Origin of the sequence: Kaistia defluvii, assembly GCF_040548815.1 — a bacterium.
Classification (GTDB): Bacteria; Pseudomonadota; Alphaproteobacteria; order Rhizobiales; family Kaistiaceae; genus Kaistia; species Kaistia defluvii_A.
In genome coordinates this window covers 541,890-568,640 of the sequence record NZ_JBEPSM010000002.1, presented here as the reverse complement: position 1 = coordinate 568,640, position 26,751 = coordinate 541,890, and the positions used below count along the sequence as shown (strand labels likewise).

The window sequence follows — 26,751 nt, the reverse complement described above, 5'->3', positions numbered from 1 at the left end:
ATTCCGGCGCCGCGCTAGCACCGCGGCGGCCAAGACCAATGTGGCAAGTGACAGATCAGATCACACCACGACGAGGCGTTTCAGCGTCCGACACTTCCAGAAGGGAACCGAGAACATGCGGGAAAAAATGCATTCGATTACCAGGCGCCTGGGCCTCCTGACGGCGGCAGCCGCACTGTTTGCCGGCACGCTTGGCGGCGCGGCGACGCTCGCCGAGGCGGCTTCGCCGCGCGCGGCAGAGAACAAGATGGTTCTCGTCGCCCGGCAGGACCCCGGCACGCTCGACTTCGTTAAGAGCAACCTAACGGCGATGCGGCTCTGGATCCCGGCCAATGTCGTGGAGCCGCTGGTCTATTTCAACAAGGACGGCAGCGTGTCGCCCGGCGTCGCCGAGAGCTGGACGATCAGCGACGACAAGAAGACCTACACCTTCAAGATCCGCGACACGAAGTTCTCGAACGGCGCGCCGGTGACGGCCGAGGACGTCATCTATTCGCTCAACACCATGAAGAACAGCCCGGTGGTCGACTACGCCGCCGCCTATGAGGCGGTGACGGCGATCGACAAGGTCGACGACCACACCGTCAAGGTGACGCTTTCGCGTCCGAGCCAGAACTTCTGGCAGGGCATGGGCGCCATTTCCGGCCTGATCCAGCCGGAAGCCTCGGCCGGCACCATCGCCACCAACCCGATCGGCACCGGCCCCTACAAGCTGGCGCGCTACACGACCAACAGCGCCTTCGAATTCGAAGCCAACCCGACCTATTGGGGCGAGGCACCGCCGGTCAAGAACGTCACCGTCCGCATCATCACCGACGGCACCGCCGGCCTCAACGCGCTCGAAGCCGGCGAAGTCGACGCGCTGCCGGTGATCACGATCGACCTGTGGGAGCAGCTCTCCAAGCGTGAGCTCGACAAGAAGTATTCGCTCGTCACCTATCCGCAGGTCGGCGAGCCGACCTATGCCGTGCTGAACCAGAAGCTCGACAAGGACCTGCGCGAGACCATCGCCAAGACGCTCGACCGCCAGTCCTACAACGACGCCTTTGGCGCTGCCTGGGGCGCGGAAAACACCTGCACCTTCGCGCTGCCGAACCAGGTCTGGTATTCGCCGGAAAGCCCCGAGACCTGCCCCTTCCCCTATGACATGGAAGGCGCGATGGCTGCTATCGCCGAAAAGGGCTATGCGAGCACGCCGCTCGAATACGCTTCGCTCAGCGACGTGCCGGATCTGTCGCTGCCGGCCGACATCATGGTTCCGGCCATGCAGGCCGCCGGCTTTAACGTCACCCGCAACGCCATCGACCTGGCGCGCTATTCGCAGCTGATCTTCCAGGGCCGTCCTCCGCAGTTCGACGTGACGATCATGTCGGGCGACGCCAATCCGGTGCAGTGGGCCTGCCCCGATCCGACCAAGGCCGGCTGGAGCACCTATTGCTCGGCGGAGTACACCAAGGCGCTCGCCGATGCCGACATCGCCCTCACGCCCGAGGACTATGCCGCACAGATGAAGAAGGCCGCCGACATCCTGCGCAAGGATGCCGTCATCGTCCCGCTGATCGCCAAGAAGGGCGTCGGCCTGTTCAACCCGGACCTCAAGGGCTTCCAGGAGCCGCGCGTCGGCGTGGCGCTCGAGATGTCCAAGCTGCACTGGTAGTCGCCTCCCGCGATCGGACCGCCGCCAGCCCATCGGGGCCGGCGGCGGTCACACCCGCCTGCAAGGCCTCTTCCTGGGAAAGTTGAATGGCGATCTACGTTCTGCGCAAACTGGCGTTCTTCCTGGGCGCGCTTTTCATCGCATCGGTCGCGATCTTCCTGCTGATCCGCGGCGCCGGCGGCAACGTCGCCGCCGTGGTGCTCGGCAAGGGCGCGACGCCGGAAGCGATCAATGCGCTGGCGCATACCTACGGCCTCGACCGGCCGATGGCCGTCCAGTATTTCGACTGGATCGGCAACATGCTCTCCGGCGACCTCGGCCGCTCCTTCCGCACCAATGAAAGCGTCGCCGATCTCGTCACGGCACGGCTTTCCGTGTCGATCCCCCTCGCCTTTTCCGGCCTCGTCCTCGGCCTCCTCATCGCCATTCCTGTCGGCACCTATGCCGCGCGCAATGTCGGCACGCCGTCCGGCGCCCTGCTCGCGCTGGTCAGCCAGATCGGCGTCGCCGTCCCGGTATTCTGGGCCGGCATCCTGCTGTCGCTGCTGTTCGGCGTCCGCCTCGGCTGGCTGCCGACCGGTGGCTGGACGGATTGGTCGGTGAGCCCCTGGGGCGCAATCCGCTCGCTCGTGCTGCCCGTGCTGTCGCTGGGCCTGATCATGGCCGCCGTGCTGATCCGCTATGTCCGCTCCGCCGTGCTCGACGTGATGAACCAGGATTATCTGCGTACCGCGCGGGCGGTCGGCATGACGCGCACCGAAGCGCTGCTGAAGGTCGGCCTGCGAAATGCCGCGCTGCCGCTCGTCACCATTGTCGGCCTGCAGATCGCCGAGCTGATCGGCGGCACGGTGATCATCGAGACCGTGTTCTCGCTGCCCGGCCTCAGCCGCATGATGCTCGCCAATGTCGCCGCGCGCGAAGTCATCGTCGTTCAGTCGACCGTGATGCTGATCGTCGTCTTCGTGATCTCGATCAATCTGATCGTCGACCTGCTGTACGGCCTGCTCGACCCGCGCGTCCGTGCGACCCGGTGAAGGAGAGCCCCATGATCCTGAGCAAATCCTCGCACCTCCCCAACCCCGCTCCCCTGGGCGTGCCCGCCTCGCCGCCGGCCCGCAGGCAGCGGCGCAAGCTGCCGCGCAACGCCTCGCTGCTCATCGGCATCGTGCTGACCACGATCTTTCTCGCCGTGGCGCTGGTGTCGTTCTTCTACCTTCCGTCCAACCCCAACATCCCGGTGATCCGCAACCGGCTGCTTCCCGCCGGAACGCCCGGCCACTGGCTCGGCACAGACGTCCTCGGCCGCGATATCGTCGCGCAGCTGATGGTCGGCGCGCGGACTTCGATCCTGGTTGGCGCCGGTGGCGCGACGCTGAGCCTGATCCTCGGCCTGATCGCGGGGCTCGCCGCCGCCTCCTCTGGCAAGATCGCCGACGAGGCGATCTCGCGCGGCGCCGACATCCTGCTGTCGATTCCCGGCATGGTGACGGCGCTGGTGCTGGCCGCCACCATGGGTTCCGGCGCGCTCACCACCATCCTGGCGCTGACGGCCTTCTTCACGCCGTCCTTCACCCGCGTCGTCCGCTCGGCGGCGATCGGCGTGCTCAACGAGGATTTCATCACCGCCGCCCGGCTCTATGGGCGCGGCAAGATCTTCGTGCTCATTCGCCATGTGCTGCCCAACATCGCCGGCGTCATGATCGTCCAGTTCACCCTCTATTTCGCCGCCGGCATCCTGACCGAGGCGGGCCTCTCCTATCTCGGCGTCGGCGTGCACCGGCCGTCGATCTCCTGGGGGCTGATGCTGAACGAAGCGCAGCAGCAGGTCGGCATCTCGTCGCCGCTCGCCATCTGGCCGGGCCTCGCCATCGTGCTGATGGTGCTCGGCCTCAACCTGCTCGGCGACGGCCTGCGCGACGTCCTCGACCCGAAGCTGGCCCGGAGAGCGTCATGAGCCAGGAAAACGCCATCGAGGTCCACAATCTCGTCGTCCACAATACGGCGCTGACGGCCGTGCGCGGCCTCGACTTCACGCTGCCCGCCGGCGGCCGCATGGGCCTGGTCGGCGAGTCCGGCTCGGGCAAGACGCTGACCGCGCTCGCCCTGATGGGCCTGCTGCCGATGGGCTGGCAGGCGAATGGCAGCGTCCGGCATGACGGCGTGGACCTGATCACGCAATCCGACCGGGCACTCTCCAGCCGGCGCGGGCGCACAATCTCCATGGTTTTCCAGGACCCGCTCTCCTCGCTCGACCCGGTGCGGCGCATCGGCCAGCAGGTCTCCTCTGTCATCCGCCGCCACACCAAGGCCGGCAAGACCGAAGCCGAGCGGCAGACGCTCGAGCTGTTCCGCCAGATGTCGCTGCCGCGGCCGGAGCAGTTGATGCGCGCCTATCCGCACGAGATTTCCGGCGGCCAGCGCCAGCGCATCATGATCGCCATGGCGCTCGCCTGCTATCCGCAACTAATCATCGCCGACGAGCCGACCACGGCGCTCGACGTCACCGTGCAGAAGCAGGTGCTGCGCCTGCTCAACACCGCCGTACAGGAGCGTGGCTCCGCGCTGATCATGATCACGCATGACCTGCCGATCATCGCCGCCATGTGCGACACCGTCGCCGTCATGTATGCGGGGCGGATTGTCGAGATGGGCCCGGTTGCGGACGTGTTCCGCAATCCGCGCCACCACTACACCAAGGGCCTGCTCGACTCCCAGCCGACCATGGACAATATCGCGCTCGATGGCAGTTCGAGGCTCGCCTCGATCCCCGGCATGGTGCCGCCGCTGCACAGCCTGCCCGCCGGCTGCGCCTTCCACCCGCGCTGCGCCGCCGCGACTGAGCAGTGCATGACGCAGGTACCGACGCTCGATGACGGCCCGCGCCGCGCCGCCTGCTGGCACCCGATCGGCGCCACGGTTCCCATGGAGGTCGCATGACCATGGCCGCAAACGATCCGACCCTCGTGCCGCCGCTGCTCGAGATGCGGCAGGTCACGCAGACCTATGCGCTGAACCGCCAGTCGCTGCTGGGCGCAAGGCCGCAACTGACCGTGCTCGACAACATCCATTTCGATGTCCGCCCCGGCGAGGCCGTCGGCCTGGTCGGCGAATCCGGCTCCGGAAAGACGACGCTGACCCGCATTCTGACCGGCATGGAGAAGCCGCGCGAGGGGCATGTTTTCTATGACGGAAGGGACGTCTGGGCGGGCGGCGCCGAGCACTGGCGCCAGTTTCGCCGCTCGGTGCAGGTGGTGATGCAGAACCCGCGCTCGTCGCTCGATCCTAGGATGCGCATCGGCTCGTCGCTGCTCGAACCGCTGCGCAGCCTGAAGATCGAGGGCGACCATGCCGCGCGCGTTTTCGAGGTGCTCGACCAGGTCGGCCTGACCCGCCAGGCGCTCGAGCGCTATCCGCATGAGTTCTCCGGCGGCCAGTTGCAGCGCATCGCCATCGCCCGCGCCCTGATGCCAGGCCCCAAGGTGCTGATCGCCGACGAGCCGGTTTCCGCGCTCGACGTGTCGATCCAGGCGCAGGTGCTGAACCTGCTCAAGGACCTGGTCAACAATCTGGGCCTGAGCCTGGTCTTCATCGCGCACGACCTCTCGGTCGTCGCCTATACGACCAGCCGGGTTTCGGTGATGTCGGCGGGGAGAATCGTCGAGGTCGGCAAGCCGATGGACCTCTTCGTCCGCCCGCAGGCCGAAGCGACGCAAAACCTGGTCGGCGCGATCCTGACGGTCGAGAGCGGCCTCGCGGGGAATGCGCTGGGGTAGTCCACCCCCATCATATCCTCACCCTGGCCGTCATCCTCGCGAAAGCGAGGATCCATACAGCTGAGACGTTGGGCGTTTCGTGCGTCAGCCAACCCGGCTGGATGGATCCCGGGTCTCCGCCCGGGAGGACGCCGAGTGTGGGGCTGGCGGAGGGCTGGAATGGCGGCCGCCCCCCCTTCACCAACGACCCTCAGGGAGAGGTGAAGAAGCCCCCTACCCCAAAAACCGCGCCGGGAACGCGTGCACGGCCGGCGGGCTTTGCCGGTCGGCGAGATTGGCCTCGATCGTCGGGAGCACCTCGGCCATCCAGTTCGCCGTGTCGACAACGAAGCCGGGCCCCTTCTGGTCGAGCAGGAACGGATAGATCCGCGCCTCGCTCAGGCCGCGGATCAGCGGCCGCCAGCTTTGATGGACATGGCCGCAGATCACATCCGGCTTTCCACGCTCGATCGCCTCGACCAGAGCGGTGGTGTTGCCGATATCCGTCTCCTGGTTCACGGCGAGGATGTGCAAATCCTGCGGAACGGCCGCGCTGGCGCGGGCCTCTTGGAACGCTTTGAGCCTCGCGGCCTGTTCCCTCGAGCCGATCGTCGAGTCGAGATAGAGATAGCGCCGACGCTCCGTGCCCAGCGCCTCGAACATGCCCGCGAAAGCCGGGCCATAGTCGAGACGATAGGTGTGGAAACGCGGATCGTCGAGGCTGGCGTCGATCAGGCTGACCTGGCTCGAGGTTTCGCTCAATGGCTCCAGCCGCGTCTGCCGGGTGAAGCCGGTCAGCACCACGGCGTCGAGCGCGTCCCACATGCCGGTCGGCATCCGCTCATTGGTGAAGCTCCCCATGACGAATTCATGCCCGGCCGAGACGACGCCCTTCTCGAACGCCATCACCAGCCGCGTATAGAACTCGTTGTCGAAGATGCCGCCGCCGACGATGTCGCGATTGTAGAAAAAGCCGATGCGCCGGTGCGCCTCGGCCCAGGGCGTGGCGACGAGGAAGGAGCCGCGGCCGACCTGGCGGCGGATGACACCCTCGCTCTCCAGGTCTTTCAGCGTCTTCACGACCGTGATCAGCGAGAAATCGCAGAGCCTGACGATCTCGTTCTGCGATTCGATGCGGTCGCCCGCCTGCAACCCGCTCGTCTTCCAGCGCCGGAAAAGCCAGTCGCGGAGTTGGAGATGGCGCGGCGAGGCGTCGAGGTTCAAACCGGCGGTTCCCATGTCTTCTGGATGGCGAGGATGCCGCCATCGACGAACAGCATCTGGCCGGTGATATAGCCTGCGGCGGGCGAGGCAAGGAAGACCGCCGCGCCGCCGACATCTTCCGGTTGTCCCACGCGACCAAACGGGATCTGTTTGTTGAGCGAGGCCCGCACGCCCGGAACGTCCAGCCCGCGCTGGGTCAGCGGGGTCTCGACGATGCCCGGGCCGAGGCCGTTGACGCGCACGCCGCGCCCGGCGAGCGACACGGCGAGCGAGCGAACCAGCATCAGCACTGCCCCCTTCGAGGCATCATAGGCAACGCTGTGGCGCTCGGCAGTCACCGAATTGGTCGAGCCGACCAGAACGATGCTGGCGCCCTCCTGCCCCGGCGCCAGCAGCCGCACGAAGGCCTGCGAGGCGAAGACATAGGCCTTCACATTGAGATTGAAGGTGCGATCGAACAGCGCCTCGGTCAGATCGTCGAAGGGCGTGTCGAGGAAGGTGCCGGCATTGTTGACCAGCGTGTCGAGGCGGCCAAGCCTGGCGTGCGCCTGTTCGACCAGCGACACCGCGCCGGCGGTAGTCGAGAGATCCGACTGGATGAAATGGCACTCGGTCAGCGCCGAAAGCTTCGCCAATGCGCCATTGTCCGGCAGGTGCGAATTGATCACCAGCCGGGCGCCCTGGCGGGCAAACGCCTCGGCAATGCCATAGCCGATGCCATGGGTCGATCCCGTTACCAGAACGCAGGGCTGCGTCATCTCTTTCTCCTTGCCGCGCAAAGTTATTTTGTTAGCATGATAACATCATAACGATGGAATGCGAGATGCACGTCAAGCAGAGATGGACGAATGTCACGATCGTGACCCCCGAGGGGCAGCGGCCAAACGAGCTACTCGTCCAGAACGACCGCATCGCCGGCATCGTCACCGCCGAGACGCCGGTGGGCGACGACTGGGAGCGGATCGACGGCAAGGGGGCGATCCTGTTTCCGGGCATGATCGACCTGCTGCAGCATGGCTTCGGCGAGCATCTCTATTGCGACGTCGATCCGGGCGCGGTCGCCGCCAATTCGCAGGTGATGCTGCGCCATGGCGTCACCGGCTTCCTGCCGGCGATCCCCTGCCTGCCACCCGCGAGCATGGAAGGCGTTCTCTCCCGCCTTGCTGCCCAATGCGGCGACGCGAAGGGCGCGCGGGCGCTCGGCGTGCATAGCGAAGGGCCCTGTTTCGGCTCGCCCGGCGCGCACAACCCGGAAAACATCGTCGCCCCCAGCGTCGAACTGGCCGAGCGGATGCTGGCCGCGACCGGGGGAATGCTTAAGGCGGTCACCGTGGCGCCCGAACGCGAGGGCGCGGAAGCTTTCATCGGCGTGATGAAGCGTGCCGGCGTTTCGGTCCATCTCGGCCACAGCTTGGCCCGGCCGGAAGACTTGCCGCGCTATGTCGCCTGGGGCGTCGATGCCGTCACGCACATGTACAATGTCATGCCGACCTATCCGCCGGGCAATATGGGCGTGCATGTCGTGTCACTGACGGACGCGCTGCTGGCCGAGCCGACGCTGGCGCTTGGCCTGATCTGCGACGGCATCCATGTCGATCCGCAACTGGTCAAGCTGCTGGCACAACTGCCTGCGGATCGCGTGTTCCTCGAAACCGATGCCATGAAATATGCCGGCACGCCGGGCAGGACCTTCGAATTCTATCCCGGCTACGTCGTCACCAGCGCGCCCGGCAAGGCGGTGCGAGACAGTCAGGGGGGGCTTTGCGGCTCGTCGCTGGCGCCGGACGAGGCAATGCGCAACTATCTCGCCTTCTCGGGCGCGGACCTGGTCCGCACCGCGCATGCGACCAGCCTGGTGCCGGCCCGCCTGCTCGGGATGGAAAGCGAGATCGGCAGCCTCGCGCGCGGAAAGCGCGCCGATTTCTGCGTCCTCGACCCGGCGACGCTGGCCGTCAAGGCGACCTATGTCGGCGGCGAATGCCTCTATGGGAGCGTTTGAGCATGGCGACGCACGAAAGTCCGATGCGCTATGAGGAGGATGGCAACGTCCATCTCGACTTCCACGGCGCGACCAACACGACCATCGACTTCATCGTCGAGCGCTTCGGCGTCGACGCCATGGACGCGATTTTCAGGAAGGTCGGCCGCGACGTTTACGCCAGCATCCGCAGCGACCTCATCGCCGGCGACACCAGCCAGTTGGTGCGCCACTGGCGCCATTTCTTCGATCGCGAGGGCGCCGACTACGATATCGAGATCGGCGAGGCGCAAATCGTTCTCACCGTTCGCCGCTGCACCGCCTGGCATCATGTGAAGGCCCTCGTCGGCCACGTCTCGCCGCATTTCTGCGACCAGACCAGCCGCACCAACGAAGCCATGGCCGAGGGCTCGCCCTTCGCCATCACGACGGAACTCACCGGCGAGGGTTCGTGCCGGCAGGTGATTGCGAGGCGCGCATGATCCCCAGCGACCACTTCACGCGGTTCTACAACGAGATCTTCAAGTTCCTCGAAAGCCAGGGCGAAGAGGCACTGGAAGCCTACTGGCTGGCGATCTCGAAAAACCAGGAACGCCACATCCTCGAGTTGATCCAGACGCAGGGGCTGGCGGGCATGTACGAATACTGGTCGCACATCAAGATCGAGGAAAACTGCGACATGGACCTCGATTTCAACGAGGACCGTCTCGAGCTTCGGATGAATGTCTGCCCGAGCCTTTCCAAGGTGATGGACAATGACGCCGCCCCGATGGAGCGCTATTGCGATCACTGCGCCGGATGGATCGGCCCGATCATGGACAAGACCGGATATCACATGGTCTACGACGTGATCGACCGCACCAAGCCGCAATGCGTGACGCGGATCTTCAAGGATCCGGACAAGGCGCGCGAGGCCGAGAAGGACGCCAAGCTGCTGATGGGCTGGCCGGGCCACAAGGTCGGTTAAGCGCCCCCGTCATCCGGGCTCGCTGAAGCTCCCCTCACCGGTACTCGATGCGCGGGTCGATATAGGCGTAGAGCACGTCGACGGCCAGGTTGATCGCGATGTAGAGCACCAGGATGATGACGATGCAGCCCTGGATCAGCGGGTAGTCGCGCGTCGAGATCGCCTGGATCAGCAGCCGGCCGATGCCGGGATAGGTGAAGACCGCCTCGGTTACCACCGCGCCGCCGATGAAATTGGCCATCATCAGCCCGACGATCGTGATGAAGGGCAGCAGCGCATTGCGCAGGATGTGCACGCCGACGATCTGCCGCTCCGGCAGCCCCTTCGAGCGCGCGGTCCTCACATAGTCGGCGCGGAGTTCGCTGACCAGCGAGGCGCGCAGGAAACGGGCCAGGATGCCCGAGACATAGATGCCCAGCGTCAGCGCCGGCAGAGCCAGATTGCGCAGCGCGCCGATCGGGTTCTCCCAGATCGGCACATAGGCCGAAGCCGAGGGCAGCCAGTGCAATTCGACCGCGAAGACCAGGATCAGCAGGATGCCGAGCCAGAAGGTCGGCACACCGAGCGCCAGCGCGCTCCAGCCCGACAGCACGCGGTCGAGCCAGGAACCCGGCCGGAGCGCGCTGGCGATCGCGACCGGAATGCCGATGACGAGCGAGACGATCGTCGCGGCGAAGGCGAGCTGCAGCGTCGCCGGCAGGCGTTCGCCGATCAGCTGCAGCACCGGCGCGCGGCCGCGGATCGAGATGCCGAAATCGCCGCGGATCGCGTTCCAGAGCCAGTCCGCATATTGCACCAGCACCGGCCGGTCGAGACCGAACTGCGCGGTGGCGGCGGCGATCTGCTCCGGGCTGGCATTGTCGCCGGCGATCGCGCCGATCGGCCCGCCGGGCACGGCATAGATCATCGCCCAGATGGCGGTGGAAGCGAGCAGCAGAACGGGCGCCAGCTGCAGCAGGCGGCGCAGCACGAAACCGATCATGGCGTTGCCCCTTCGCCCTTGGGAGCGATGACGGGATCGCGATGGCCTTCGAGCAGGCCGGACAGCGCCCGGCCCAGCACATCGAAGGAAAGGATGGTGAGCGTCAGCACAATGCCCGGCAGCACGGCGTAATACGGCGCCTCATGCAGGTAGGATTTTCCGGTGCGCAGCATCTCGCCCCAGCTGGGAGTGGGCGGCGGCACGCCGACGCCGAGGAAGGAAAGCGCTGCCTCGAGCAGGATCGCCACCGAGCAGAGCACGACGACCTGCACGAAGATCGGGCTCCAACTGTTCGGCAGGATGGTGCGGAACATGTTGTAGGTCGCGGTGCCGCCAAAGGCCTCCACGGCGGTGACGAAATCGCGCTTGCGGAGCGTCAGCACCTGCGCCCGCGTGATGCGGGCAAAGCTCGGAATGCCGGTCAGGCCCACCGCGATCAGGGCCGCCGCCTGGCTGCGGCCGAGCACCGCGATCATCGCCATGGCGAACAGGATCGCGGGGAGCGCCAGCAGCACGTCGACGAAGCGCATCAGCGCCGCATCGCGCCAGCCGCCGAAAAAGCCGGCGACGAGGCCGATCGGCACCCCGACCAGCGCCGCGATCATCACCGCGCCGCCCGCCGTCACCAGCGAGGTGCGCGCGCCGAAGATGACGCGGGAGAGGATGTCGCGGCCGAGTTCGTCCGTGCCGAACCAGTTGGTGGCGGAAGGGCCCTTCAGGGCGTTGGCGAGCTTCTGGCCCACCGGATTGAGCGGCAGGTAGTCGGCGAAGATCGCCGCCAGCGTGATGCCGACGAGGAAGATCAGCGCCAGCGCCGAGCCCTTGCTGGCGAGCAGCCGGCCGAGGATGGAGAGCGTCCTGGAGGCGATCTTCTTCACGAGGCCGCCTCCATCGCGCCGGATGCGAACACGTTGCGTCGCCCATCCAGAGGGCCGGCATGGTGGCAGGCCGTGCGGGTCGGGAGGTCAAGATAGCGCTCGAAGGGGGGCGCCTTGGCCGAGCAGATCTCGGTGGCGCGGAAGCAGCGCGGATGGAAGGTGCAGCCCGAAGGCGGCGAGGCCGGGTTGGGGATCTCGCCTTCGAGCACGATCCGCCGCCGCGTGTCGCGCACGGCCGGATCCGGCACGGGAGCCGCCGAAAGCAGGCTCTGCGTATAGGGATGGACCGGCAGGTCGTAGAGCCCGTCGCGCGAACTCTCCTCGACGATGCGGCCGAGATACATGACGGCGACCCGGTCCGAGACATGACGCACGACCGAGAGGTTGTGCGCGATGAACAGATAGGCGAGGCCGAGTTCGCGCTGCAAATCCTGCAGCAGGTTGATCACCTGCGCCTGGATCGAGACGTCGAGAGCGGCGACAGGCTCGTCGAGGATCAGCAGTTTCGGCTGAAGGGCCAGCGCGCGGGCAATGCCGATGCGCTGCTTCTGGCCGCCGGAAAATTCGCTGGGGAACCGGCCGAGCATGGTGCGCGACAGCCCGACAAGATCGAACAATTCGGCGATGCGCCGCGCGCCGCCCATTTCGTCATAGAGACCGTGGATACGCAGCGGCTCGGCCACGATGTCCTCGACCGAAAGCACCGGATTGAGCGAGGCATAAGGGTCCTGGAAGACATATTGCATCTGCCGGCGCGCCTTGCGCATCGAACCGCGATCGAGGTCGCGGATCGATTGGCCGGCGAAGCGGATGCTGCCGCCCGTGGCGCGGATCAGGCCCATGATGGCACGGCCGGTCGTCGTCTTGCCGCAGCCGGATTCACCGACCAGGCTGACCGTCTCGCCGGGATTGACGGAGAGGCTGACGCCATCCACCGCCTTGACCCAGCCGGTCGTGCGCCGAAGCACGCCGGTCTTGACCGGAAAATGCACTTTCAGGCCTTCGACGACCAGCAAGGGTTCCGGCATTCTCGGCGCCGCCTCCGCATGGAGGCGCGGCTCGGCGGCAAGCGGGGCTACCGGCAGTTCCTCGGCAAAGTGGCAGGCGGATAGACGGCTTTCGCCGACCGCGCGCTGTGCCGGATCCTCCGCCGCGCAGATCGGCCGGTTATGGCCCACGGCGCAGCGCGGCTGGAAGTCGCAGCCGCGGGGCAAGGCGCCCGGGATCGGCGGCTGGCCGGGGATCGGGTCGAGCCTTGAATCCGACGTGTCGATGCGCGGAATGCTGCGCAGCAGCGCGCGCGTATAGGGATGGCGGGGGCTGGCAAAGATCTCGGCGACCGGGGCCGTCTCGACAATGCGGCCGCCATACATGACGGCGACCCGGTCGGCGACTTCAGCGACGACGCCGAGATCATGCGTGATCAGGATGACGGCCGAGCCCATCTCGGCCTGGCGACGGGCGAGGACGGCCAGCACCTGCGCCTGCACGGTGACGTCGAGCGCGGTCGTCGGCTCGTCCGCGATGATCAGCTTCGGCTGGCCGGCCATCGCCATGGCGATGACGGCGCGCTGGCGCATGCCGCCGGAAAACTGGTGCGGATATTGCCCCGCCCGGCCCTCGGGATCGGCGATGTCGACCTCGCGCAGCAATTCCGCCGCGCGGGCATGCGCATCGGATTTCCGCAGCCTTCCGTGCGCCACTTCGCCCTCAGTGATCTGGCGTCCGACGGTAAGCACCGGATTGAGCGTCGTGGTCGGGTCCTGGAAGATGAAGCCGACATCGGTGCCCCGCATCTTTCGGAGCGTTTCCGGCGCGGCAGTAGTGACGTCGATGCCGCAGAGGCGGATCGAGCCCGCGACCCGCGCGGTTTCCGACAGCAGCCCGGTCACCGCGAGGGAGGTGACGCTCTTGCCGGAGCCGGATTCGCCGACGATGCAGAGCACTTCATTCGGATAGACGTCGAAATCGACGCCGCGAACGACGGGCACCGAGCGCCCCTCGCCGCCGAAATCCACCTTGAGCCCCCGGACGGAGAGAACCGGGTCAACCATGCGTGGATCTTCCGGCGAGAGAAGCGGTGCCCGTCGCCATCACTGGAAGCCCACCGTGCGGGCGACGAACAGGTTGTCGATATCGAGCGCGAGCCCGCCGAGCTTCGGCGACGCCACGATCAGGCCGGTGTCATAGGAGTTGGTCGGGATCGCGAAGGCGTCCGTGACCAGCACGCGATTGAGATTGTCGTAAGCCGCCTTCACATCGGCATCCGGACCGGACGTCGTATTCACCCGCTCGATGGCGGCAACATAATCGGGATGGGGATGCGGGTCCTTCAGCACCGGGTTCTTGACGACGCGGTAGATGCTGTTGGTGGCGACGCGGGAGGGGAATTTCTGCACGTTGCCGACCGCGCCGAAGGTGGCGTCGAAATTGCCGGCGAGCAGCGCCTCGGTATATTCCGCGCCCTGGCGGACATCGAGCTCGATGTTGATGCCGGCTTCGGCCAGCGCGCTCTGCAGGATCTGGCTGATGACGACGGTCGGCTCGTCGCTGCCCCAGACCAGCATCTTCCAGTTGCTCATTTCTGCCGGCGTCAGGCCGGACTCCGCGAGCAGTTCCTTGGCCTTGTCGAGATTATAGGCGAACTCGTCCGTATAGGCCGCGTCGAAGGCGGGGCTTGCCGGCGCCCAGGGCAGCGCCACGACCTCGCCCAGACCGGCATAGCCGACGCGCAGCATGCCCTCGCGGTCCATCAGATAGTTGAAGGCCTGACGGAATTTGGCGTTGGTGAAGGGCGGACGGGTCGAGTTGATGCGGAAGACCTGCACCAGCGGACCGGGGCCGCGCAGCACCTGGTAGCCGGCGTCCTGCAGGCGCACGGCGCTGCGCGAGGTGCCGCCATAGACGATGTCGACCGCGTCGGATTCGAGCGCCGCGCTGGCCGAGGCGTCCTCGCTGAAAATGGTGAACTCGATCTTCTCGGCGATCGGCTGGCCCTTGCGCCAGTAGTTCGGATTGGCCTTCAGCGTCAGGCCCTGGCCGACGGCGCGGCTATCCAGCAGATAGGCGCCGGTACCGGCCGGCACGGTCTCGACCGTGGCGATGCCGGCCGCCTCGATCGGGATCAGGAACTGCAGGAGATCGGTGATCTGGCGCTGCGGAGCCGGGCTCTTAAAGTTGATCGTGACGGTCTTCTCGTCCGGCGTCGTCCAATCCTTGACGATCGACATGGTGGCGTAGACGTTCTTGCCGCGCTCGGGATCGGCCGCCTTGGCCAGCGTCGCCGCCACATCGGCGGAGGTGAGCTTGGCGCCGCTATGGAAGGTGACGTCGTCGCGCAGGGTGACCGTCACGGACTGGTTGTCCGGCGCGATCGCCCAGGCGGTCGCCAGGCTCGGCACCGGCTCGCCCTCGGCCGTATATTCGATCAGGCTGTCATAGAGGTTCTTGATCAGGTGGAAGTTCACCGTCGAGAACTGCTGCGGGTCGAAATTGGTCATGTCGCCGAGCAGCGCCACGCGCAGCGTGCCGCCCTTCAGCGCCTGTTCCTCGGCATGCACCGGCGCGGTCCAGCCGGCGCTGCCGACGACGACAGGCGCGGTCGCGGCGAGGAACAGGAAGCCCAGCCGCCTGAGTGTCCGAAGGAATTGGGTCTTCATGATGTAGGCCCCCGTTCGAGTGCATGGAGTCGGCCATCGCCGACAGGATGGGACGGTCAGGCGTCGACGCGCTGGCCGGGCTGAGACGAGTGCGCCCGCCAGTCGTCAAAGGTTTCGATCGGATAGATCGGGCGCGGAATCCGTTTCCACGGCAGCGTGAACACGTCCGACTGGCCGGGACCGCGCGTATCGGCGCGAATGACGGTGGACGCGATCGGCGCGAAATACTGGAAGTTCGACGCCGTCTTCAGCACGGCGATGCCGTAATCAGTCGGCTCGACCCCCATGGCCCGGTAGACGCCCGGCACGTTTCCGGCGACGGCGCGCAGCGTGGTGATCATCAGCGTGACCGGACCGACATCGAAGATGACGGATGGTCCGAGATCGACCTCGCTCTGGTGGTTGTAGCCCTCGATCTTCAACAAGCCGCCGCCGACCGTGCGAACCGTGCCCGTGACTTCGAGCGGGGTGAAGAATTCCGTCGCCGCGTCGCCGCCAAGCGCCAGCGTCACCGTCGCCCCTTCCCCGGCCGCGACCAACCTGGCCGCCGCCACGGGCGAGATCAGCGGCACCAGCGCGCGCTTGCCGATACCCAGGCGCACCATGGCTTCGAGCAACAGGTTGCTGTCGCCCGCCGCGCCGCCAAACACCGTGTCGCCGGTATCGCTGAGGATCGCCAGACCGGGCGCGGCGTCCGCCTGACGGACCGCATCATCGACCGAGACCGACTCACGGATCTGGAAGTCATCGCGCAACGACCAGCAGAGATCGGCCAGATCGTCGGCGAGCTTTTCCGCCAAAGCCTGGTCGTTGTCGGTGACAACGATGGTGGCCCATCCGCCCTCGGCGACGTCGAGCCAGGGCTGCATCGGATAGTTCGACGCCTGCAGCACGCGCGGATCGGCCTCGACGGCACGGGCCGCGTCGAACCAGACCTTCATCGGTCCCTGCGAGGTCAGGAACTGCTCCTGATGCGAGACGAGCGGGATCTTGCGCCAGGCGATCGTCGGCTTCAGCCCCTCGGTCAGGATGCGCAGCAACAGCTTGGCGCCGAGGACGCCCGTGTCATAGACATCGTGCGGCTGGGTGCGGTGGCCGACGATGGCGGTCGCATTGTCGATGATCTTCTGCGTGACATTGGCATGGTGATCGAGACCGAGCACGATCGGCACGTCCGGGCCCAGGATCTCGCGGCAAAGCGCGATCTGCTCGCCCTCGACATCGTCGATTCCGTCGGCCGAGCAGGCGCCGTGCAGCTGCAGTTCCAGCCCGTCGATCTTGCCCGCCGCCAGCAGGCCGGCGCGGATCTTGTCCTGAAAGAATTGGAAGGTGTCCGCCGACAGTCGGCCGCCCGCCGAGGCATAGCCGCGAATGATCGGGATCAGCTCGATCTCGAGACCGGATTCCTCCATCACCTGGAGGTGGCCGCCGACCTGACCGAAGCCGCGCAGCTTCTCGAAGATCTCCTGGCCTTCATAGATCCCGAAGCCCGCATAGTCGTAGAGCGTCGTCGGCACCGGATTGAAGTCGTTGGTTTCCTGCGAGATGTGGATGACGGCGATACGCAACATCAATCTCCATGAGAATTACTTTTGGCCCCGCACGAATAGATTGACCGGGCGTCTGATTGGCCATCGGAGCGGCCAAGACATGCGCTGTATTGGACCAGAGCGAGCTCTGGATCAGCCCGATCTATATCGAAGCCTTATTGATATTCAGGCTAGGTAGCGGTCCGTTTCGTGTCAATCCCGCGACGTTTCACTGGACGAAACAACGTGGCACTGCAACAAATTCGTGCAATTGCACTGGGGAGCGCCCGGCGCCCCGTTCAGAAGAACGTCTTCAGCGCGCCGGTGACGCGGTATTCCTCGTCGACGCGGTAGAGCAGCGACCACTTGTCAAAGGTGGTGCAGGGATGGCTGATGCCGAAGCCGACCATGTCGCCGGTCCGGAGCGGACTGTCCTCGGGCGTGACGAGGTGGCAATGCTGGTCGTTGAGCGCCACGACCTCATGGCCGGCCGGCATCGCGGCTGGGGCGGCCATGCTGCCATCCGGCCGATACCAGCGCAGCGGCACCGGCAGGCCGGCATCGTGGCTGACGTCGCGCTTGCCCATGGTGAGCATGGTGCGGCCTGTCTCGGGACGAGACTGCACCATCGCCCAGACCTCCAGCGCCGGCTCGAGCCCGCCTTCGGGAAGCTTCAGCGAGGTTTCGCTGACAATGCGCCGGAACGCCGCCGCATAGGCGATGGAATCATGCGTCAGGTAGCAGCCGGACCGCAGCACGCGCAGCACCGGATGCGGAAACGAGACCCGGTTGAAGCGCTCGACAACGCGGTCGAAGAAGGCCGAGCCGCCGGCGCTGATGACGATCGGCGCGGCGGTGACGAACAGCCCCTCCTCCATCGCCAGCAACGCCATCGACGCGACATCGTCGATCAGGCCATCGGCCGTTTCCGGCGTCGGCAGCATGCCCTCGAAGCATTCGAAGCCGGCGAGCTCCAGCCCCGGCGCCGCCGCGATCGCACGCGCCAGCTCGATGGCGCCCTCGCGGGTACGGACGCCGGTGCGCCCGCCGGGAAAGCCCATCTCGACGAGAATGCGCAGCGGATTTCCTTTGGGCGGCGGATTGCGACGCGCGCCCTCGATCAGCATGGCGACGCCGTCGGGATTGTCGGCGAGGCAATAGAGCTCGAAGCCGCCCTCGGTGTGCAGCGCGCGGAAGCAGGCGTCGATCGCCTGGGTGCCGACCGGCTGGTTGGCGAGCAGCACGCGCTTAACGCCGAAGCGCAGGCAGACTCCGACCTGCTGCAGCGTCGCGGCGGTGATCGCCCAGGCGCCGTCCGCGATCTGCAGGTCGAACAGATGCGGCGACATCGTCGTCTTGCCATGCGGCGCGATGACAAGATCGTTCTCCGCCGTGAAGGCGCTCATCCAGGCGCTGTTGGCGGCCAGAACCTCCTGCCGGATCACGGCGACCGGCAGCGGCAGGTCGCCGGCGAGCAGGCTCCAGCCCTGCGCGGCGATATCGCCGACGGTCAGGCGCGGCGCGTCATAGGGCAGCCCCTTGGTCGAGGGATCGAGTTCGAGCGCATCGAGCGAAGCGATGTCGAGGCGGGGGATCAGAGCCATGGATTGGGGTCCAGCGGTGAAAGCGGGCGACGCGCCCGGGTGTAGGGAATCTTCGCCGTGTCGCTCGGATAGGGACCGCCCGTATCGAGGTAGTGCACCTTGTGGGCGATCGGCGCGAAGGCGGCGTGGAAATGGTTAGACGACTTCACCACGACGATCTTCTTGGCAGCGAGATCGACGCCGAGATCGGTGAAGACGGGAGGGCTGAAGGTTTGCGCCCGCGTCGAAGCCAGCACGACATCGAGATTGCCGATCGTCACGGCCGCCGCCGGGCCGAGCGAAACCCAGCTCTGCTCGAACGGCACCAGCAGATCGTCCGTGACGCCGCGCACGACCACGCGCGCATCGATAGGCTTGCCGGAGGTGGAGGCCGCCTTGCCGCCAAAGCGCAGATCGATCTCGGTGCCGATTCCAGCCGCCCGGCAGAAGCTGACGGCGACCGGGTCCCAGAGCGCGCCGATGGCGGCGGGAATTTCGGGATGGCGCAGCAGCGCCTCGACCATGACGGTAGAATCGCCGGCCACGCCGCCGCCGGGATTGTCCCAGCGATCGGCGAGAACGACCGGCTGGCCCAGTTCTGCCAGCGCCTGGACGATCGCCTCTTCCGGCTTGAAGTGATAGGGCCCGCCGCCGCCCGCGCCCCAGCTCAGGATCTCGCGGCCGAGGCGCTCGGCAAGCGCCGCCGCCTTCCCGTGGTTGTCGGCGCCATCGGCGATCACCAGCACTTTGGTGCCGACGTCATGGACATCCGCGGCCTGGAAGCCATGCGCGACCGAAATCGACAGGATGCCGTCCTGCCTTTCCAGCGCCAGCATGCGATCGACGAAGCTGCGACCCGGCTCGCGGCTGGTCATGAAGCCGGTGATGGCGCGGCAATCGAAGACAGCGCTGACCGGCGCGATCTCGCGTTTCGCCGCGCGCAGGCAGAGATCGACGAGATCCTCGGCCCGCTCGAGAAAATCGGTATGCGGGAATTCCTTGAAGGCGGTGATGACATCCGCCGCCTCAACCATCTGGTCGGTCAGGTGGCAATGCATGTCGAGTTCTGCGCCGACGATCGCCTCCGGCCCGGCGATGGCGCGGGCATGCGCCAGCAGGTCGCCCTCGCAATCGTCATATCCGCGCGCCACCATCGCGCCGTGCAGGCCGAACAGCACGACATCGACGGGCATTGCCGCGCGCAACTGGTCGAGGATCTCTTCGCGCAGGCTTTCATAGGCGGCGCGCGAGACGAGCCCGGCCGGCTCGGCCCAGGTCGCCGTGCCCTCGAAAAGCGTGAAGCCATCGGTGCGGGCGCGGCGGCGCGCGGCCACCATCGGGCCGGAACAGAGCGTCGGCGTCTCGGGATGTGTGCCGGGCGGACAATAAAAGGCGCCCTCGAACGCGCTTCGATCGACGAAGAGCGGCGAGAAAGTATTCGTCTCGGTTGCCAGAGACGCCACGAAGACCCGCATTGCCGACCCCTGCTCGCCATGCCGGAAGGGCACGACATCAACTATTCTACATCATGGAACAACGCTTTGGCTGCTTGCAGAAATTTAAGCGACAGGACGGGGCGCCTGTCAACAAGCCTGTCGACATTCCTCTATCGAAACCGGACGTTCGTCTTGCGCGGGCCCCGGAGTTGATGTCTTAATATCCAGGCGAACATCACCATTTCGTTCTATGATATGGAATTGATGCCCGGATAGTCGCGATAGCAACGGTCGGAACCCGCATGTCGAAGCCAGAAAACGAGCCCAGCGGCGCCGCCGTGGCCGCGCGCATCCAGTCGGTGGCCCGCGCCAAGGCGCTGCTCGACGCCATGGCGAGCGGCGATTTCGTCACGCTGCGCGACCTGGCCGCCCGCACCGGCCTTGCCAAGACCACGGCGTTCAATCTCGTCACGGCGCTCGTCGATGTCGGCCTCGCCGAGCGCGACATCAAGGGCGGCGCCTACCGGCTCAGCCTGCAGCATCTGGTCTATGGCAAGGCGGTCGAGCGCCGGCTGGACATCGCAGCGCTGGCGCAACCCTATCTGGTTCGGCTCTGCGCCGAAACGCGCGAAACCGTCAACCTGGCCCTGCCCGGCCCGACCGACGCGGTCATCGTCGAAAGCCTCGAAGGCAGCCAGACGCTGCGCGTCTCGTCCTATTCCGGCACCCGCGCCGCCTATCATTCCACCGCCTGCGGCCGCGCGCTGCTCGCCTACCAGCCCCTATCCTTCCGGCGGATCATCTACAATCTCGGCTCGCTGCCGGCCGCGACCGACCGCACCATCACCGACCCCGAAGCGCTGGAAGCCGTGCTGGAGCGCTGCCGCACCGTCGGCTGGACCACGGAATTCGAGGAAAACGAGATCGGCGGCGCCTGCGTCGCCGCGCCGATCTTCGCGCCCGGTGGCGAAGCCATCGCCGCCGTCTCCATCGCCGGCCCGTCGGCCCGCTTCGAGCCCGACGCCATCGAAAAGCTCGGCCGGCTTCTCGTCGCCACCCTCGCCGAAATCACGGCGAACATGTCCCGCAACAGGTAGCCTTCCCATGAATCCACGCGCTCGCATCCTGCTGGCCGGGCTCTATCACGAGACCCACACTTTCGTGGACGAGATCACCGGGCTTGCCGATTACGAGATCCTGCGCGGCGCCGAATTGCCGGCGCGCCGGGGCGACGGCTCCACCGTTGACGGCTTCCTCGAAGTCGCCGAGGCGGAGGGCTGGGACGTGGTCCCGGTCGTCGAATATTCCGCCCTTCCTTCCGGTACGACCGATCACGCCGTGTTCGAGCAGTTCTGGGCAGAACTGGAAGTGGGCCTTCGCGACGCGCTGGAGCATGGCGGGCTCGACGGCATCTGGCTGGCGCTGCACGGCGCCATGGTGACGACGGACTGCGTCGACCCCGAGGGCGAACTGCTCGCCCGCATCCGCGCGATTCCCGGCGCCGGGGCGCTGCCGCTCTATGGCGTCTTCGACCTGCACGCCACCTTCACCGCCGCCATGGCCCAGCATGCCAACGGCCTCGTCGCCTACCGCGAGAACCCGCATACCGACGCGCGCGAGTCCGCGGTCCGTTCGGCCCAGTTGCTGGCGCGCGCCCTTCGCGAGAGGGCCTCGCCGGTCATGCATGCCCGCAACGCCGCGATCCTGTGGGCGCCGCCCGGCACCGGCACGGCCGACCGGCCGATGCGCGACCTGGAAGCCCTCGCCCGCCAGATCGAGGCCGAGGATGCCGAGATCTGGGCGGTCAACGTCATCGGCGGCTACTCCTTCTCCGACGTCCCGGACGCCGGCGTCGCCTTCTCGCTGGTCACCACCGGCAGCGCCGAGCGGGCGAAAGCCGCGCTTGACCGGTTGGAAGCACTGGCAATCGAATTGCGCGAGTTGGGCCAGCCTAGGGAATGGGACCTCGACAGGGCGCTCGCCGAGATCAAGACGCTCGAAGGCGGCCCCTATATCGTGGTCGAGCCAGCCGACAATATCGGCGGCGGCGCACCGGGCGACGACACGGCGATCCTGCGCGGCTTCCTGCGACACGGCATCCGCAACGCCGCCGTCGCCATTGCCGACGCCGACACCGTGAAGGCGTTCGCGGACGCCAGGCCTGGCGATGTCCGAACGGTGCGCCTCGGCGGCAAGGGCAGCAAACTCGGCGCCGGGCCGCTCGAGATCACCACCACCTTCCTCAGCCGCAGCGATGGCGAGTTCACGCTGGAGGACCGCAACAGCCATCTCGCCGCGATGCAGGGCGTCCATATCAGCATGGGCGACTCGGTCGTGCTGGAAGCGGACGGCGTGAAAATCCTGGTCAACAGCCGCAAGACGCCGCCCTTCGATCTCGGCCAGTTCCGCTCGCAGGGCATCGTGCCGGAGACGCTGACGGCGATCGGGGTCAAGGCGGCCGTCGCGCACCGCCGCGCCTATGACCCGATCACGGTCAGGAGCTACACGGTGGCGACGCCGGGCCCCTGCACCAGCGTGCTGACCTCGCTTCCCTATCGCCGGCTGCGCCAGCCGGTGTTCCCGATCCGCTGAAACCTGGAGACACCATGATCGAATATCCGAGCGAGCCGGACACCCCGCGTTCGCACCTGCCCTTCAGCCCGTCGACCAAGTTCGGCGATCTGATCTTCGTCTCCGGCCAGGCTTCGGTCGATGCCACCGGCAAGATCATCTCCGAGGATTTCGAGGGCGAAATGCGCCGCTCGATGGAGAACATCCGCAAGGTGCTGGAGACAGCCGGCAGCGACTTCAAGCATGTGCTGCAGACCCGCAACTACGTGCAGGATCCGGCTGATATCCCGCTATTCAACAAGCTCTACCGCGAATATTTCAGCGAGCCGTTCCCGGCCCGCACGACGATCACCAATTGCCTTGGCGCGGCCCTGCGCTACGAAGTCGAGTGCATAGCCATCGCCAAGCCGAAGGTCTGATTGTCTCAAGGCCTGAGGAAATAAGGACGGCGTGCCTCGGTCCTCACCTCTCCCTGAGGGAGAGGTCGACGCACGCAGTGCGGCGGGTGAGGGTTTACGGCCGCGCCGGATAGTTCCCTAAACCCTCACCCGGAGCTTCGCTCCGACCTCTCCCTCAGTGAGAGGTGAAGAAACTGCATTCCCATCGCACCAGCCTCGGCACGGGCGGCAAACCGTCACCCGAAGCGATATTCCGTCTCCTGCCGGTAGATCTCGCCGGGACGGAGGATGGCCGAGGGGAAAGTCGGCTGGTTGGGGCTGTCGGGGAAGCGCATCGGCTCCAGGCAGAGCCCGGCATGCGCCTGATACGGCACGCCGTCGAGACCGGCGAAATCGGGTGCCAGCCCCGCCCCGTCATAGAATACAAGGCACGGCTCGGTGGTGTGCACTTCCATGGCCAGTGAGCCATCCGGCGCCTCCAGCCGCGCCGCGCGCAGCAGGCCGTCACCACTGCGGTCGAGCACCAGGCAGCAATCATAGTCGAAGTCCGGGTCGCCGGCCGGATCGGAAACCGGACGCGGGGTCCGGAAATCGTAGGGCGTGCCGGTGACGCTGGCGATCTCGCCGCTCGGCACCAGTTCCGGGCTGAACGGCGTGTAGCCGGAAGCGGCGAATTGCAGCTTGTGCTCCCGGCTGGTGGCGCCGGGCAGCAGCGAAAAATAGGAGTGATGCGCCAAGCTGACGATGGTCGGCGCATCGGTCGTCGCCGTCATCGTGATGTGGATAGTGCCGGGCGGCAGCAGCCGATAGGTGCAGCGAACGTCGAGCGTGCCGGGATAGCCGTCGTCGCCATCCGGCGAGATCAGGCCGAGCGTCACCGATTCCTCGTCCGATTCGAGGATCTGCCAAGGCTTGCGCGAGAAGCCGGTGACGCCGCCATGCAGATGCACGCCGCCTTCGTTCAGCGAGAGCTGGTATTCCTTGCCGTCGATCGCGAGGCGGCCATCGCCGATGCGGCTGGCATGCCGTCCGGCCGTGACGCCCAGAAAGCGGTTGTTCCGCAGATAGCCTTCCAGTTCCTGGAAGCCGAGCACGACGCGGCGCGGTTCGCCGCCCGGCACCGGCACGACGAGATCGCGCAGCGCCGCGCCAAAGGTCAGGATCGAGGCCGCGGCGCCGCTGGCATTGGCCAGCCGGATCTCGGAAATGGCCGTGCCGTCCGGCAAGCGACCGAAGAAATGGATCGACACGATGCCTCCTGGGCGCCTTAGGCGCCTGTTTCCACCGCTCCCTGAGGGAGACCTTCTCGTTACACCGTTGTAACGCCAAGCCCCCGCGTCGCGCGAGCGTCATCCCGGCGAAGGCCGGGATCCAGACACACCGGCCTGCGGAGAGAGGGCCGGCCGCTGGTTGCTGGGCCGGTGTTTATGGGCCCCGGCCTTCGCCGGGGCGACGAGCCTTTCCATGCACGCGGTTTGCATGGCTGTCCTGGAGGTTGGGCAACCGCTCACCTCCGCAAAGAGACCTTGATCCTACCAGAGCGTATAGCCGCCATCGATGACATAGGCGGCGCCCGTCACATAGGAAGCGGCCGGGCTGGCGAGGTAGACGGCAAGTGGCGCGATCTCCGGCGGGTTGCCGGGGCGGCCCATCGGGATATGGGCGACGATAGCGTCGATCACGTCCGGCCGACGCTCGTTCCAGCTGCGGTTGGTGTCGGTCATGAACAGGCCGGGGCAGATCGCATTGACGGTGACGCCATGCGGCGCCCAGTCGGCGGCGGCGCAGCGCGTGAAATGGATTACCGCCGCCTTGCCGGTCTCGTAGTCACGCCCGCCAATGCCACGATTGGCGATCAGGCCGCTCATCGAGGCGATGTTGATGATGCGGCCGCCCTGCCCGCGCTCCAGCATCGCGGCGCCAAAAATCTTGGTGCCGAGGAAGCAGCTGGTCAGGTTCATGTCGAGCGATTGCTGCCAGGTTTCCAGCGTCTCCTCGACGATGGGCATGCTGGCGATGCGGTTGCCGACATTGTTGATCAGGATATCGACGGGACCGTATTCCTTGAGGATGGTCTTGCAGGCCGCCTCGCACTGAACCGCCTCGGCCATGTCGGCCATGACGCCCCAGGCCTGCCGGCCGAGCGCGCGGATCTCGGCCACGGTGGCATCCAGCGTTTCCTGCGTGCGGCCGGTGATGATGATGTCGGCGCCCGCCTCCGCCAGCGCCAGTGCCATTTCGCGCCCCAGGCCGCGACTTGCGCCGGTGACGAGCGCGCGCTTGCCCTCCAGCCCGAACCAATCCTTCAGTCCCATCTCGGTCTCCGATTTTCTTCTGGCGTCGCGAGGGAAGCGGCGGGCCGAGGCCCGCCGCGCGTTCACAACCGTTGTCGAAACGTCACTTCACGGCGCCGACCGTGAGGCCGCTGACGAGCGAGCGCTGCAGCAGGGCGAAGATCGCCGCGACCGGCACGCTGGCGACCAGCGTCGCCGCCATCACATGGTCCCACTCGACCTGATAGCGGCCGCCGACCAGCGAGAAGGTCTGCAGCGTCAGCGTGCTCTTTTCTGGCGAGCGCAGCAGGGTCATCGCCAGCACGAACTCGTTCCAGCAATAGATGAAGATGAAGACGGCGGTGATGCCGATGGCGGGCGCCGCCAGCGGCAGGAAGATCAGCCGCATCCTCTGCAGCGTCGAGGCGCCGTCCAGCGTCGCCGCCTCCTCCAGCTCCTTCGGAATCGTCTGGAAATAGGCCTGCAGCATCCAGACGGAGAAGGCGAGGTTGAAGGCGACATAGGCCAGCACCAGCGCCGGCAGCTGGTCGACGAAACCCATCTTCGCCATCAGGCGGAAGATGCCGAGCACCAGCACGATCGGCGACAGCATCTGGGTGACCAGCAGGAACTGGCGGAACAGCTTGCGGCCGGTGAACTCCATCCGCGCCGCCGCATAGGCGGCGGGGATGGCGACCAACAGGCAGAGGACAGTGGCCGCGATGCTGACGAGCAGGCTGTTCATCACAGCCGGCCCGAGGCGCGTCGCCTGCCACATGTCGATGAAGTTCTGCAGCCGGATCTCCGACGGGAACCAGCTTGGCGGATACATCAGCACCTCGACCCGGGGCTTCACCGCCGTCGAGACCATGACGGCGAAGGGGAAGAGGATCACCACCACCAGCGGCGACAGGAACAGCCACATGAGCAGGGATTTGCGGACAGGATTTTCCATCAGGCCGTGCTCCGCTCGTTGCGCATGGCAAGCGCCGCATAGACCATCGTCAGCGCCAGCAGGATTGCGAACATGACGATCGACAGGGCCGAGGCGATGCCCAGTTCGCCATAGCGGAAGGCGAGCTTGTAGAGCCAGGTCACAAGGATGTCGGTGCTGTTGGCGGGATCGCCCTGCGTCATCACCCAGATCAGCGGGAAGGAGTTGAAGACGTAGATGAAGTTGAGCACCAGCACGATGTTCAGGAACGGACGGATCAGCGGCAGCGTCAGATAGCGGAAACGCTGCCATGCGGTGGCGCCGTCGATCTTGGCCGCCTCGAAGACGTCCGCCTGCAGCGAGGAGAGGCCGCCGAGGATGACCGTCACCGTGAACGGGATCGAGACCAGGATGCCGATGGCGATCAGGATCGGGAACGCCGTGGTCGAGGTGGCGAGCCATTCGACCGGCGTATCCTGCAACCCGAAATTGCTCAGCGTCGCGTTGACCATGCCGAACTGGCCGTTCAGCGACCAGCGCCAGACGATGCCGGTCATGGTCAGCGATACCGCCCAGGGCAGCATGATGATGATGCGGGCCAGCGTGCGGCCGAAGAATTTCTCGTTCAGGATCAGCGCGATCGGAACTGACAGCAGCACCGTGCCGCCGACGACGAAGACCGTCCAGACGAGGGTGCGGATCAGGCAGCCGATGAACAGCTGATGCGAGAACAGCCGCTGGTAGTTGGCGAAATCGTTGAAAGCCGCCGTCTTGCCGAAGCGGTTCACGGCATGAACCGACATGTTGGCCATGTCGTAGATCGGGTAGCCGATGATCCAGAAGGCGAACAGGATGGAGGGGAGGATGAGAAGATAGGGCGCGCTGGCGCGCCCTATCTTGCCGTTGGAGGGCGTCTTGGCGCGAGGAACC

At 66.4% G+C, this 26,751-nt stretch carries 24 protein-coding genes; 11 read left to right on the top strand and 13 right to left on the bottom strand.

From position 1 onward, the window contains the following. Positions 1 to 115 precede the first annotated feature (115 nt). The 5 genes from ABIE08_RS15675 to ABIE08_RS15655 all read left to right on the top strand — a co-directional run bounded on the left by ABIE08_RS15675 (position 116) and on the right by ABIE08_RS15655 (position 5,430). Positions 116 to 1,657, top strand: coding sequence for an ABC transporter substrate-binding protein (locus ABIE08_RS15675; protein ID WP_354552457.1), 1,542 nt, complete (start codon positions 116 to 118; stop codon positions 1,655 to 1,657). Positions 1,658 to 1,743: 86 nt separating this feature from the next. Further along, entirely contained in the window at positions 1,744 to 2,691 is a 948-nt protein-coding gene (locus tag ABIE08_RS15670) for an ABC transporter permease (RefSeq protein WP_354552456.1), read from the top strand. 11 nt (positions 2,692 to 2,702) lie between these two features. Next, positions 2,703 to 3,611, top strand: a complete 909-nt coding sequence (locus tag ABIE08_RS15665) for an ABC transporter permease (protein WP_354552455.1) — start codon at positions 2,703 to 2,705, stop codon at positions 3,609 to 3,611. Further along, positions 3,608 to 4,594 carry an ABC transporter ATP-binding protein gene (locus tag ABIE08_RS15660; RefSeq protein ID WP_354552453.1) on the top strand — a complete coding sequence of 329 codons (987 nt, stop codon included), beginning with the start codon at positions 3,608 to 3,610 and terminating at the stop codon, positions 4,592 to 4,594. Before ABIE08_RS15665 ends, ABIE08_RS15660 begins: the two co-directional genes overlap by 4 nt. Beyond that, a complete protein-coding gene (locus ABIE08_RS15655; RefSeq protein WP_354552452.1) occupies positions 4,591 to 5,430 on the top strand; it encodes an ABC transporter ATP-binding protein in 840 nt (279 codons plus the stop codon). The genes ABIE08_RS15660 and ABIE08_RS15655 overlap by 4 nt, the downstream gene beginning before the upstream one ends. A 213-nt stretch (positions 5,431 to 5,643) precedes the next feature. Here the strand turns inward: ABIE08_RS15655 and ABIE08_RS15650 are convergent, their stop codons facing one another. Both ABIE08_RS15650 and ABIE08_RS15645 read right to left on the bottom strand, forming a co-directional pair. Then, complete coding sequence (locus ABIE08_RS15650) at positions 5,644 to 6,633, bottom strand: hypothetical protein (protein WP_354552451.1); 990 nt, start codon at positions 6,631 to 6,633, stop codon at positions 5,644 to 5,646. Further along, positions 6,630 to 7,391, bottom strand: coding sequence for an SDR family NAD(P)-dependent oxidoreductase (locus tag ABIE08_RS15645; protein ID WP_354552450.1), 762 nt, complete (start codon positions 7,389 to 7,391; stop codon positions 6,630 to 6,632). The genes ABIE08_RS15650 and ABIE08_RS15645 overlap by 4 nt, the downstream gene beginning before the upstream one ends. Positions 7,392 to 7,456: 65 nt before the next feature. On the opposite strand from ABIE08_RS15645, the gene ABIE08_RS15640 reads away from it, so the two are divergent. Genes ABIE08_RS15640 through ABIE08_RS15630 form a run of 3 tightly spaced genes read left to right on the top strand, consistent with a single transcriptional unit; the run spans position 7,457 to position 9,578 of the window. Next, complete coding sequence (locus tag ABIE08_RS15640) at positions 7,457 to 8,632, top strand: N-acetylglucosamine-6-phosphate deacetylase (RefSeq protein ID WP_354552448.1); 1,176 nt, start codon at positions 7,457 to 7,459, stop codon at positions 8,630 to 8,632. 2 nt (positions 8,633 to 8,634) lie between these two features. Beyond that, positions 8,635 to 9,093 (top strand): hypothetical protein, encoded by a 459-nt coding sequence (locus ABIE08_RS15635; RefSeq protein WP_354552446.1) that lies wholly within the window; start codon positions 8,635 to 8,637, stop codon positions 9,091 to 9,093. Beyond that, positions 9,090 to 9,578: a hypothetical protein gene (locus tag ABIE08_RS15630; protein ID WP_354552444.1), complete on the top strand. Its 489-nt coding sequence runs from the start codon at positions 9,090 to 9,092 to the stop codon at positions 9,576 to 9,578. Before ABIE08_RS15635 ends, ABIE08_RS15630 begins: the two co-directional genes overlap by 4 nt. A 34-nt stretch (positions 9,579 to 9,612) precedes the next feature. Here ABIE08_RS15630 and ABIE08_RS15625 read toward each other — a convergent pair whose 3' ends face one another. The 7 genes from ABIE08_RS15625 to ABIE08_RS15595 form a co-directional block, all read right to left on the bottom strand. Next, complete coding sequence (locus tag ABIE08_RS15625) at positions 9,613 to 10,560, bottom strand: ABC transporter permease (RefSeq protein WP_354552442.1); 948 nt, start codon at positions 10,558 to 10,560, stop codon at positions 9,613 to 9,615. Next, the gene (locus tag ABIE08_RS15620) at positions 10,557 to 11,438 is read right to left on the bottom strand and encodes an ABC transporter permease (RefSeq protein ID WP_354552441.1); all 882 of its coding nucleotides are present in this window, start codon (positions 11,436 to 11,438) and stop codon (positions 10,557 to 10,559) included. Before ABIE08_RS15620 ends, ABIE08_RS15625 begins: the two co-directional genes overlap by 4 nt. Beyond that, complete coding sequence (locus tag ABIE08_RS15615) at positions 11,435 to 13,492, bottom strand: ABC transporter ATP-binding protein (RefSeq protein ID WP_354552439.1); 2,058 nt, start codon at positions 13,490 to 13,492, stop codon at positions 11,435 to 11,437. Before ABIE08_RS15615 ends, ABIE08_RS15620 begins: the two co-directional genes overlap by 4 nt. 39 nt (positions 13,493 to 13,531) lie before the next feature. Further along, complete coding sequence (locus ABIE08_RS15610) at positions 13,532 to 15,097, bottom strand: ABC transporter substrate-binding protein (RefSeq protein WP_354552437.1); 1,566 nt, start codon at positions 15,095 to 15,097, stop codon at positions 13,532 to 13,534. A 56-nt stretch (positions 15,098 to 15,153) separates the two neighbouring features. Next, positions 15,154 to 16,668 (bottom strand): M81 family metallopeptidase, encoded by a 1,515-nt coding sequence (locus tag ABIE08_RS15605; protein ID WP_354552435.1) that lies wholly within the window; start codon positions 16,666 to 16,668, stop codon positions 15,154 to 15,156. Positions 16,669 to 16,925: 257 nt separating this feature from the next. Continuing rightward, positions 16,926 to 18,230: an amino acid aldolase gene (locus ABIE08_RS15600; RefSeq protein WP_354552433.1), complete on the bottom strand. Its 1,305-nt coding sequence runs from the start codon at positions 18,228 to 18,230 to the stop codon at positions 16,926 to 16,928. Further along, positions 18,221 to 19,684, bottom strand: coding sequence for a M81 family metallopeptidase (locus ABIE08_RS15595; protein ID WP_354552431.1), 1,464 nt, complete (start codon positions 19,682 to 19,684; stop codon positions 18,221 to 18,223). The genes ABIE08_RS15600 and ABIE08_RS15595 overlap by 10 nt, the downstream gene beginning before the upstream one ends. 263 nt (positions 19,685 to 19,947) lie before the next feature. Here ABIE08_RS15595 and ABIE08_RS15590 point away from each other — a divergent pair, with 263 nt between their 5' ends. Genes ABIE08_RS15590 through ABIE08_RS15580 form a run of 3 tightly spaced genes read left to right on the top strand, consistent with a single transcriptional unit; the run spans position 19,948 to position 22,635 of the window. Beyond that, the gene (locus ABIE08_RS15590) at positions 19,948 to 20,742 is read left to right on the top strand and encodes an IclR family transcriptional regulator (RefSeq protein WP_354552429.1); all 795 of its coding nucleotides are present in this window, start codon (positions 19,948 to 19,950) and stop codon (positions 20,740 to 20,742) included. A gap of 7 nt (positions 20,743 to 20,749) precedes the next feature. Next, positions 20,750 to 22,237: a M81 family metallopeptidase gene (locus tag ABIE08_RS15585; protein WP_354552427.1), complete on the top strand. Its 1,488-nt coding sequence runs from the start codon at positions 20,750 to 20,752 to the stop codon at positions 22,235 to 22,237. Between the two features lie 14 nt (positions 22,238 to 22,251). After that, positions 22,252 to 22,635, top strand: a complete 384-nt coding sequence (locus ABIE08_RS15580; protein ID WP_354552425.1) for a RidA family protein — start codon at positions 22,252 to 22,254, stop codon at positions 22,633 to 22,635. Positions 22,636 to 22,850: 215 nt separating this feature from the next. Here ABIE08_RS15580 and ABIE08_RS15575 read toward each other — a convergent pair whose 3' ends face one another. From ABIE08_RS15575 to ABIE08_RS15560, 4 genes are all read right to left on the bottom strand, one after another. After that, positions 22,851 to 23,864 (bottom strand): aldose epimerase family protein, encoded by a 1,014-nt coding sequence (locus ABIE08_RS15575; protein WP_354552424.1) that lies wholly within the window; start codon positions 23,862 to 23,864, stop codon positions 22,851 to 22,853. Positions 23,865 to 24,146: 282 nt separating this feature from the next. Continuing rightward, on the bottom strand, positions 24,147 to 24,929 hold the full coding sequence (locus ABIE08_RS15570) for an SDR family NAD(P)-dependent oxidoreductase (RefSeq protein WP_354552422.1): 783 nt from the start codon (positions 24,927 to 24,929) through the stop codon (positions 24,147 to 24,149). An 82-nt stretch (positions 24,930 to 25,011) separates the two neighbouring features. Further along, positions 25,012 to 25,842 carry a carbohydrate ABC transporter permease gene (locus tag ABIE08_RS15565; RefSeq protein WP_354552420.1) on the bottom strand — a complete coding sequence of 277 codons (831 nt, stop codon included), beginning with the start codon at positions 25,840 to 25,842 and terminating at the stop codon, positions 25,012 to 25,014. Further along, a complete protein-coding gene (locus tag ABIE08_RS15560) occupies positions 25,842 to 26,717 on the bottom strand; it encodes a carbohydrate ABC transporter permease (RefSeq protein WP_354552813.1) in 876 nt (291 codons plus the stop codon). The genes ABIE08_RS15565 and ABIE08_RS15560 overlap by 1 nt, the downstream gene beginning before the upstream one ends. Between the last annotated feature and the right edge of the window lie 34 nt (positions 26,718 to 26,751).

What these genes read in the sequence shown, in the direction of transcription:
- ABIE08_RS15605 (WP_354552435.1), bottom strand. Translation starts at nt 16,668, where the DNA reads ATGTTGCGTATCGCCGTCATCCACATCTCGCAGGAAACCAACGACTTC.
- ABIE08_RS15615 (WP_354552439.1), bottom strand. Translation starts at nt 13,492, where the DNA reads ATGGTTGACCCGGTTCTCTCCGTCCGGGGGCTCAAGGTGGATTTCGGC.
- ABIE08_RS15640 (WP_354552448.1), top strand. Translation starts at nt 7,457, where the DNA reads ATGCACGTCAAGCAGAGATGGACGAATGTCACGATCGTGACCCCCGAG.
- ABIE08_RS15670 (WP_354552456.1), top strand. Translation starts at nt 1,744, where the DNA reads ATGGCGATCTACGTTCTGCGCAAACTGGCGTTCTTCCTGGGCGCGCTT.
- ABIE08_RS15625 (WP_354552442.1), bottom strand. Translation starts at nt 10,560, where the DNA reads ATGATCGGTTTCGTGCTGCGCCGCCTGCTGCAGCTGGCGCCCGTTCTG.
- ABIE08_RS15675 (WP_354552457.1), top strand. Translation starts at nt 116, where the DNA reads ATGCGGGAAAAAATGCATTCGATTACCAGGCGCCTGGGCCTCCTGACG.
- ABIE08_RS15655 (WP_354552452.1), top strand. Translation starts at nt 4,591, where the DNA reads ATGACCATGGCCGCAAACGATCCGACCCTCGTGCCGCCGCTGCTCGAG.
- ABIE08_RS15665 (WP_354552455.1), top strand. Translation starts at nt 2,703, where the DNA reads ATGATCCTGAGCAAATCCTCGCACCTCCCCAACCCCGCTCCCCTGGGC.
- ABIE08_RS15610 (WP_354552437.1), bottom strand. Translation starts at nt 15,097, where the DNA reads ATGAAGACCCAATTCCTTCGGACACTCAGGCGGCTGGGCTTCCTGTTC.
- ABIE08_RS15595 (WP_354552431.1), bottom strand. Translation starts at nt 19,684, where the DNA reads ATGCGGGTCTTCGTGGCGTCTCTGGCAACCGAGACGAATACTTTCTCG.
- ABIE08_RS15635 (WP_354552446.1), top strand. Translation starts at nt 8,635, where the DNA reads ATGGCGACGCACGAAAGTCCGATGCGCTATGAGGAGGATGGCAACGTC.
- ABIE08_RS15565 (WP_354552420.1), bottom strand. Translation starts at nt 25,842, where the DNA reads ATGGAAAATCCTGTCCGCAAATCCCTGCTCATGTGGCTGTTCCTGTCG.
- ABIE08_RS15585 (WP_354552427.1), top strand. Translation starts at nt 20,750, where the DNA reads ATGAATCCACGCGCTCGCATCCTGCTGGCCGGGCTCTATCACGAGACC.
- ABIE08_RS15660 (WP_354552453.1), top strand. Translation starts at nt 3,608, where the DNA reads ATGAGCCAGGAAAACGCCATCGAGGTCCACAATCTCGTCGTCCACAAT.
- ABIE08_RS15580 (WP_354552425.1), top strand. Translation starts at nt 22,252, where the DNA reads ATGATCGAATATCCGAGCGAGCCGGACACCCCGCGTTCGCACCTGCCC.
- ABIE08_RS15645 (WP_354552450.1), bottom strand. Translation starts at nt 7,391, where the DNA reads ATGACGCAGCCCTGCGTTCTGGTAACGGGATCGACCCATGGCATCGGC.
- ABIE08_RS15600 (WP_354552433.1), bottom strand. Translation starts at nt 18,230, where the DNA reads ATGGCTCTGATCCCCCGCCTCGACATCGCTTCGCTCGATGCGCTCGAA.
- ABIE08_RS15630 (WP_354552444.1), top strand. Translation starts at nt 9,090, where the DNA reads ATGATCCCCAGCGACCACTTCACGCGGTTCTACAACGAGATCTTCAAG.
- ABIE08_RS15570 (WP_354552422.1), bottom strand. Translation starts at nt 24,929, where the DNA reads ATGGGACTGAAGGATTGGTTCGGGCTGGAGGGCAAGCGCGCGCTCGTC.
- ABIE08_RS15590 (WP_354552429.1), top strand. Translation starts at nt 19,948, where the DNA reads ATGTCGAAGCCAGAAAACGAGCCCAGCGGCGCCGCCGTGGCCGCGCGC.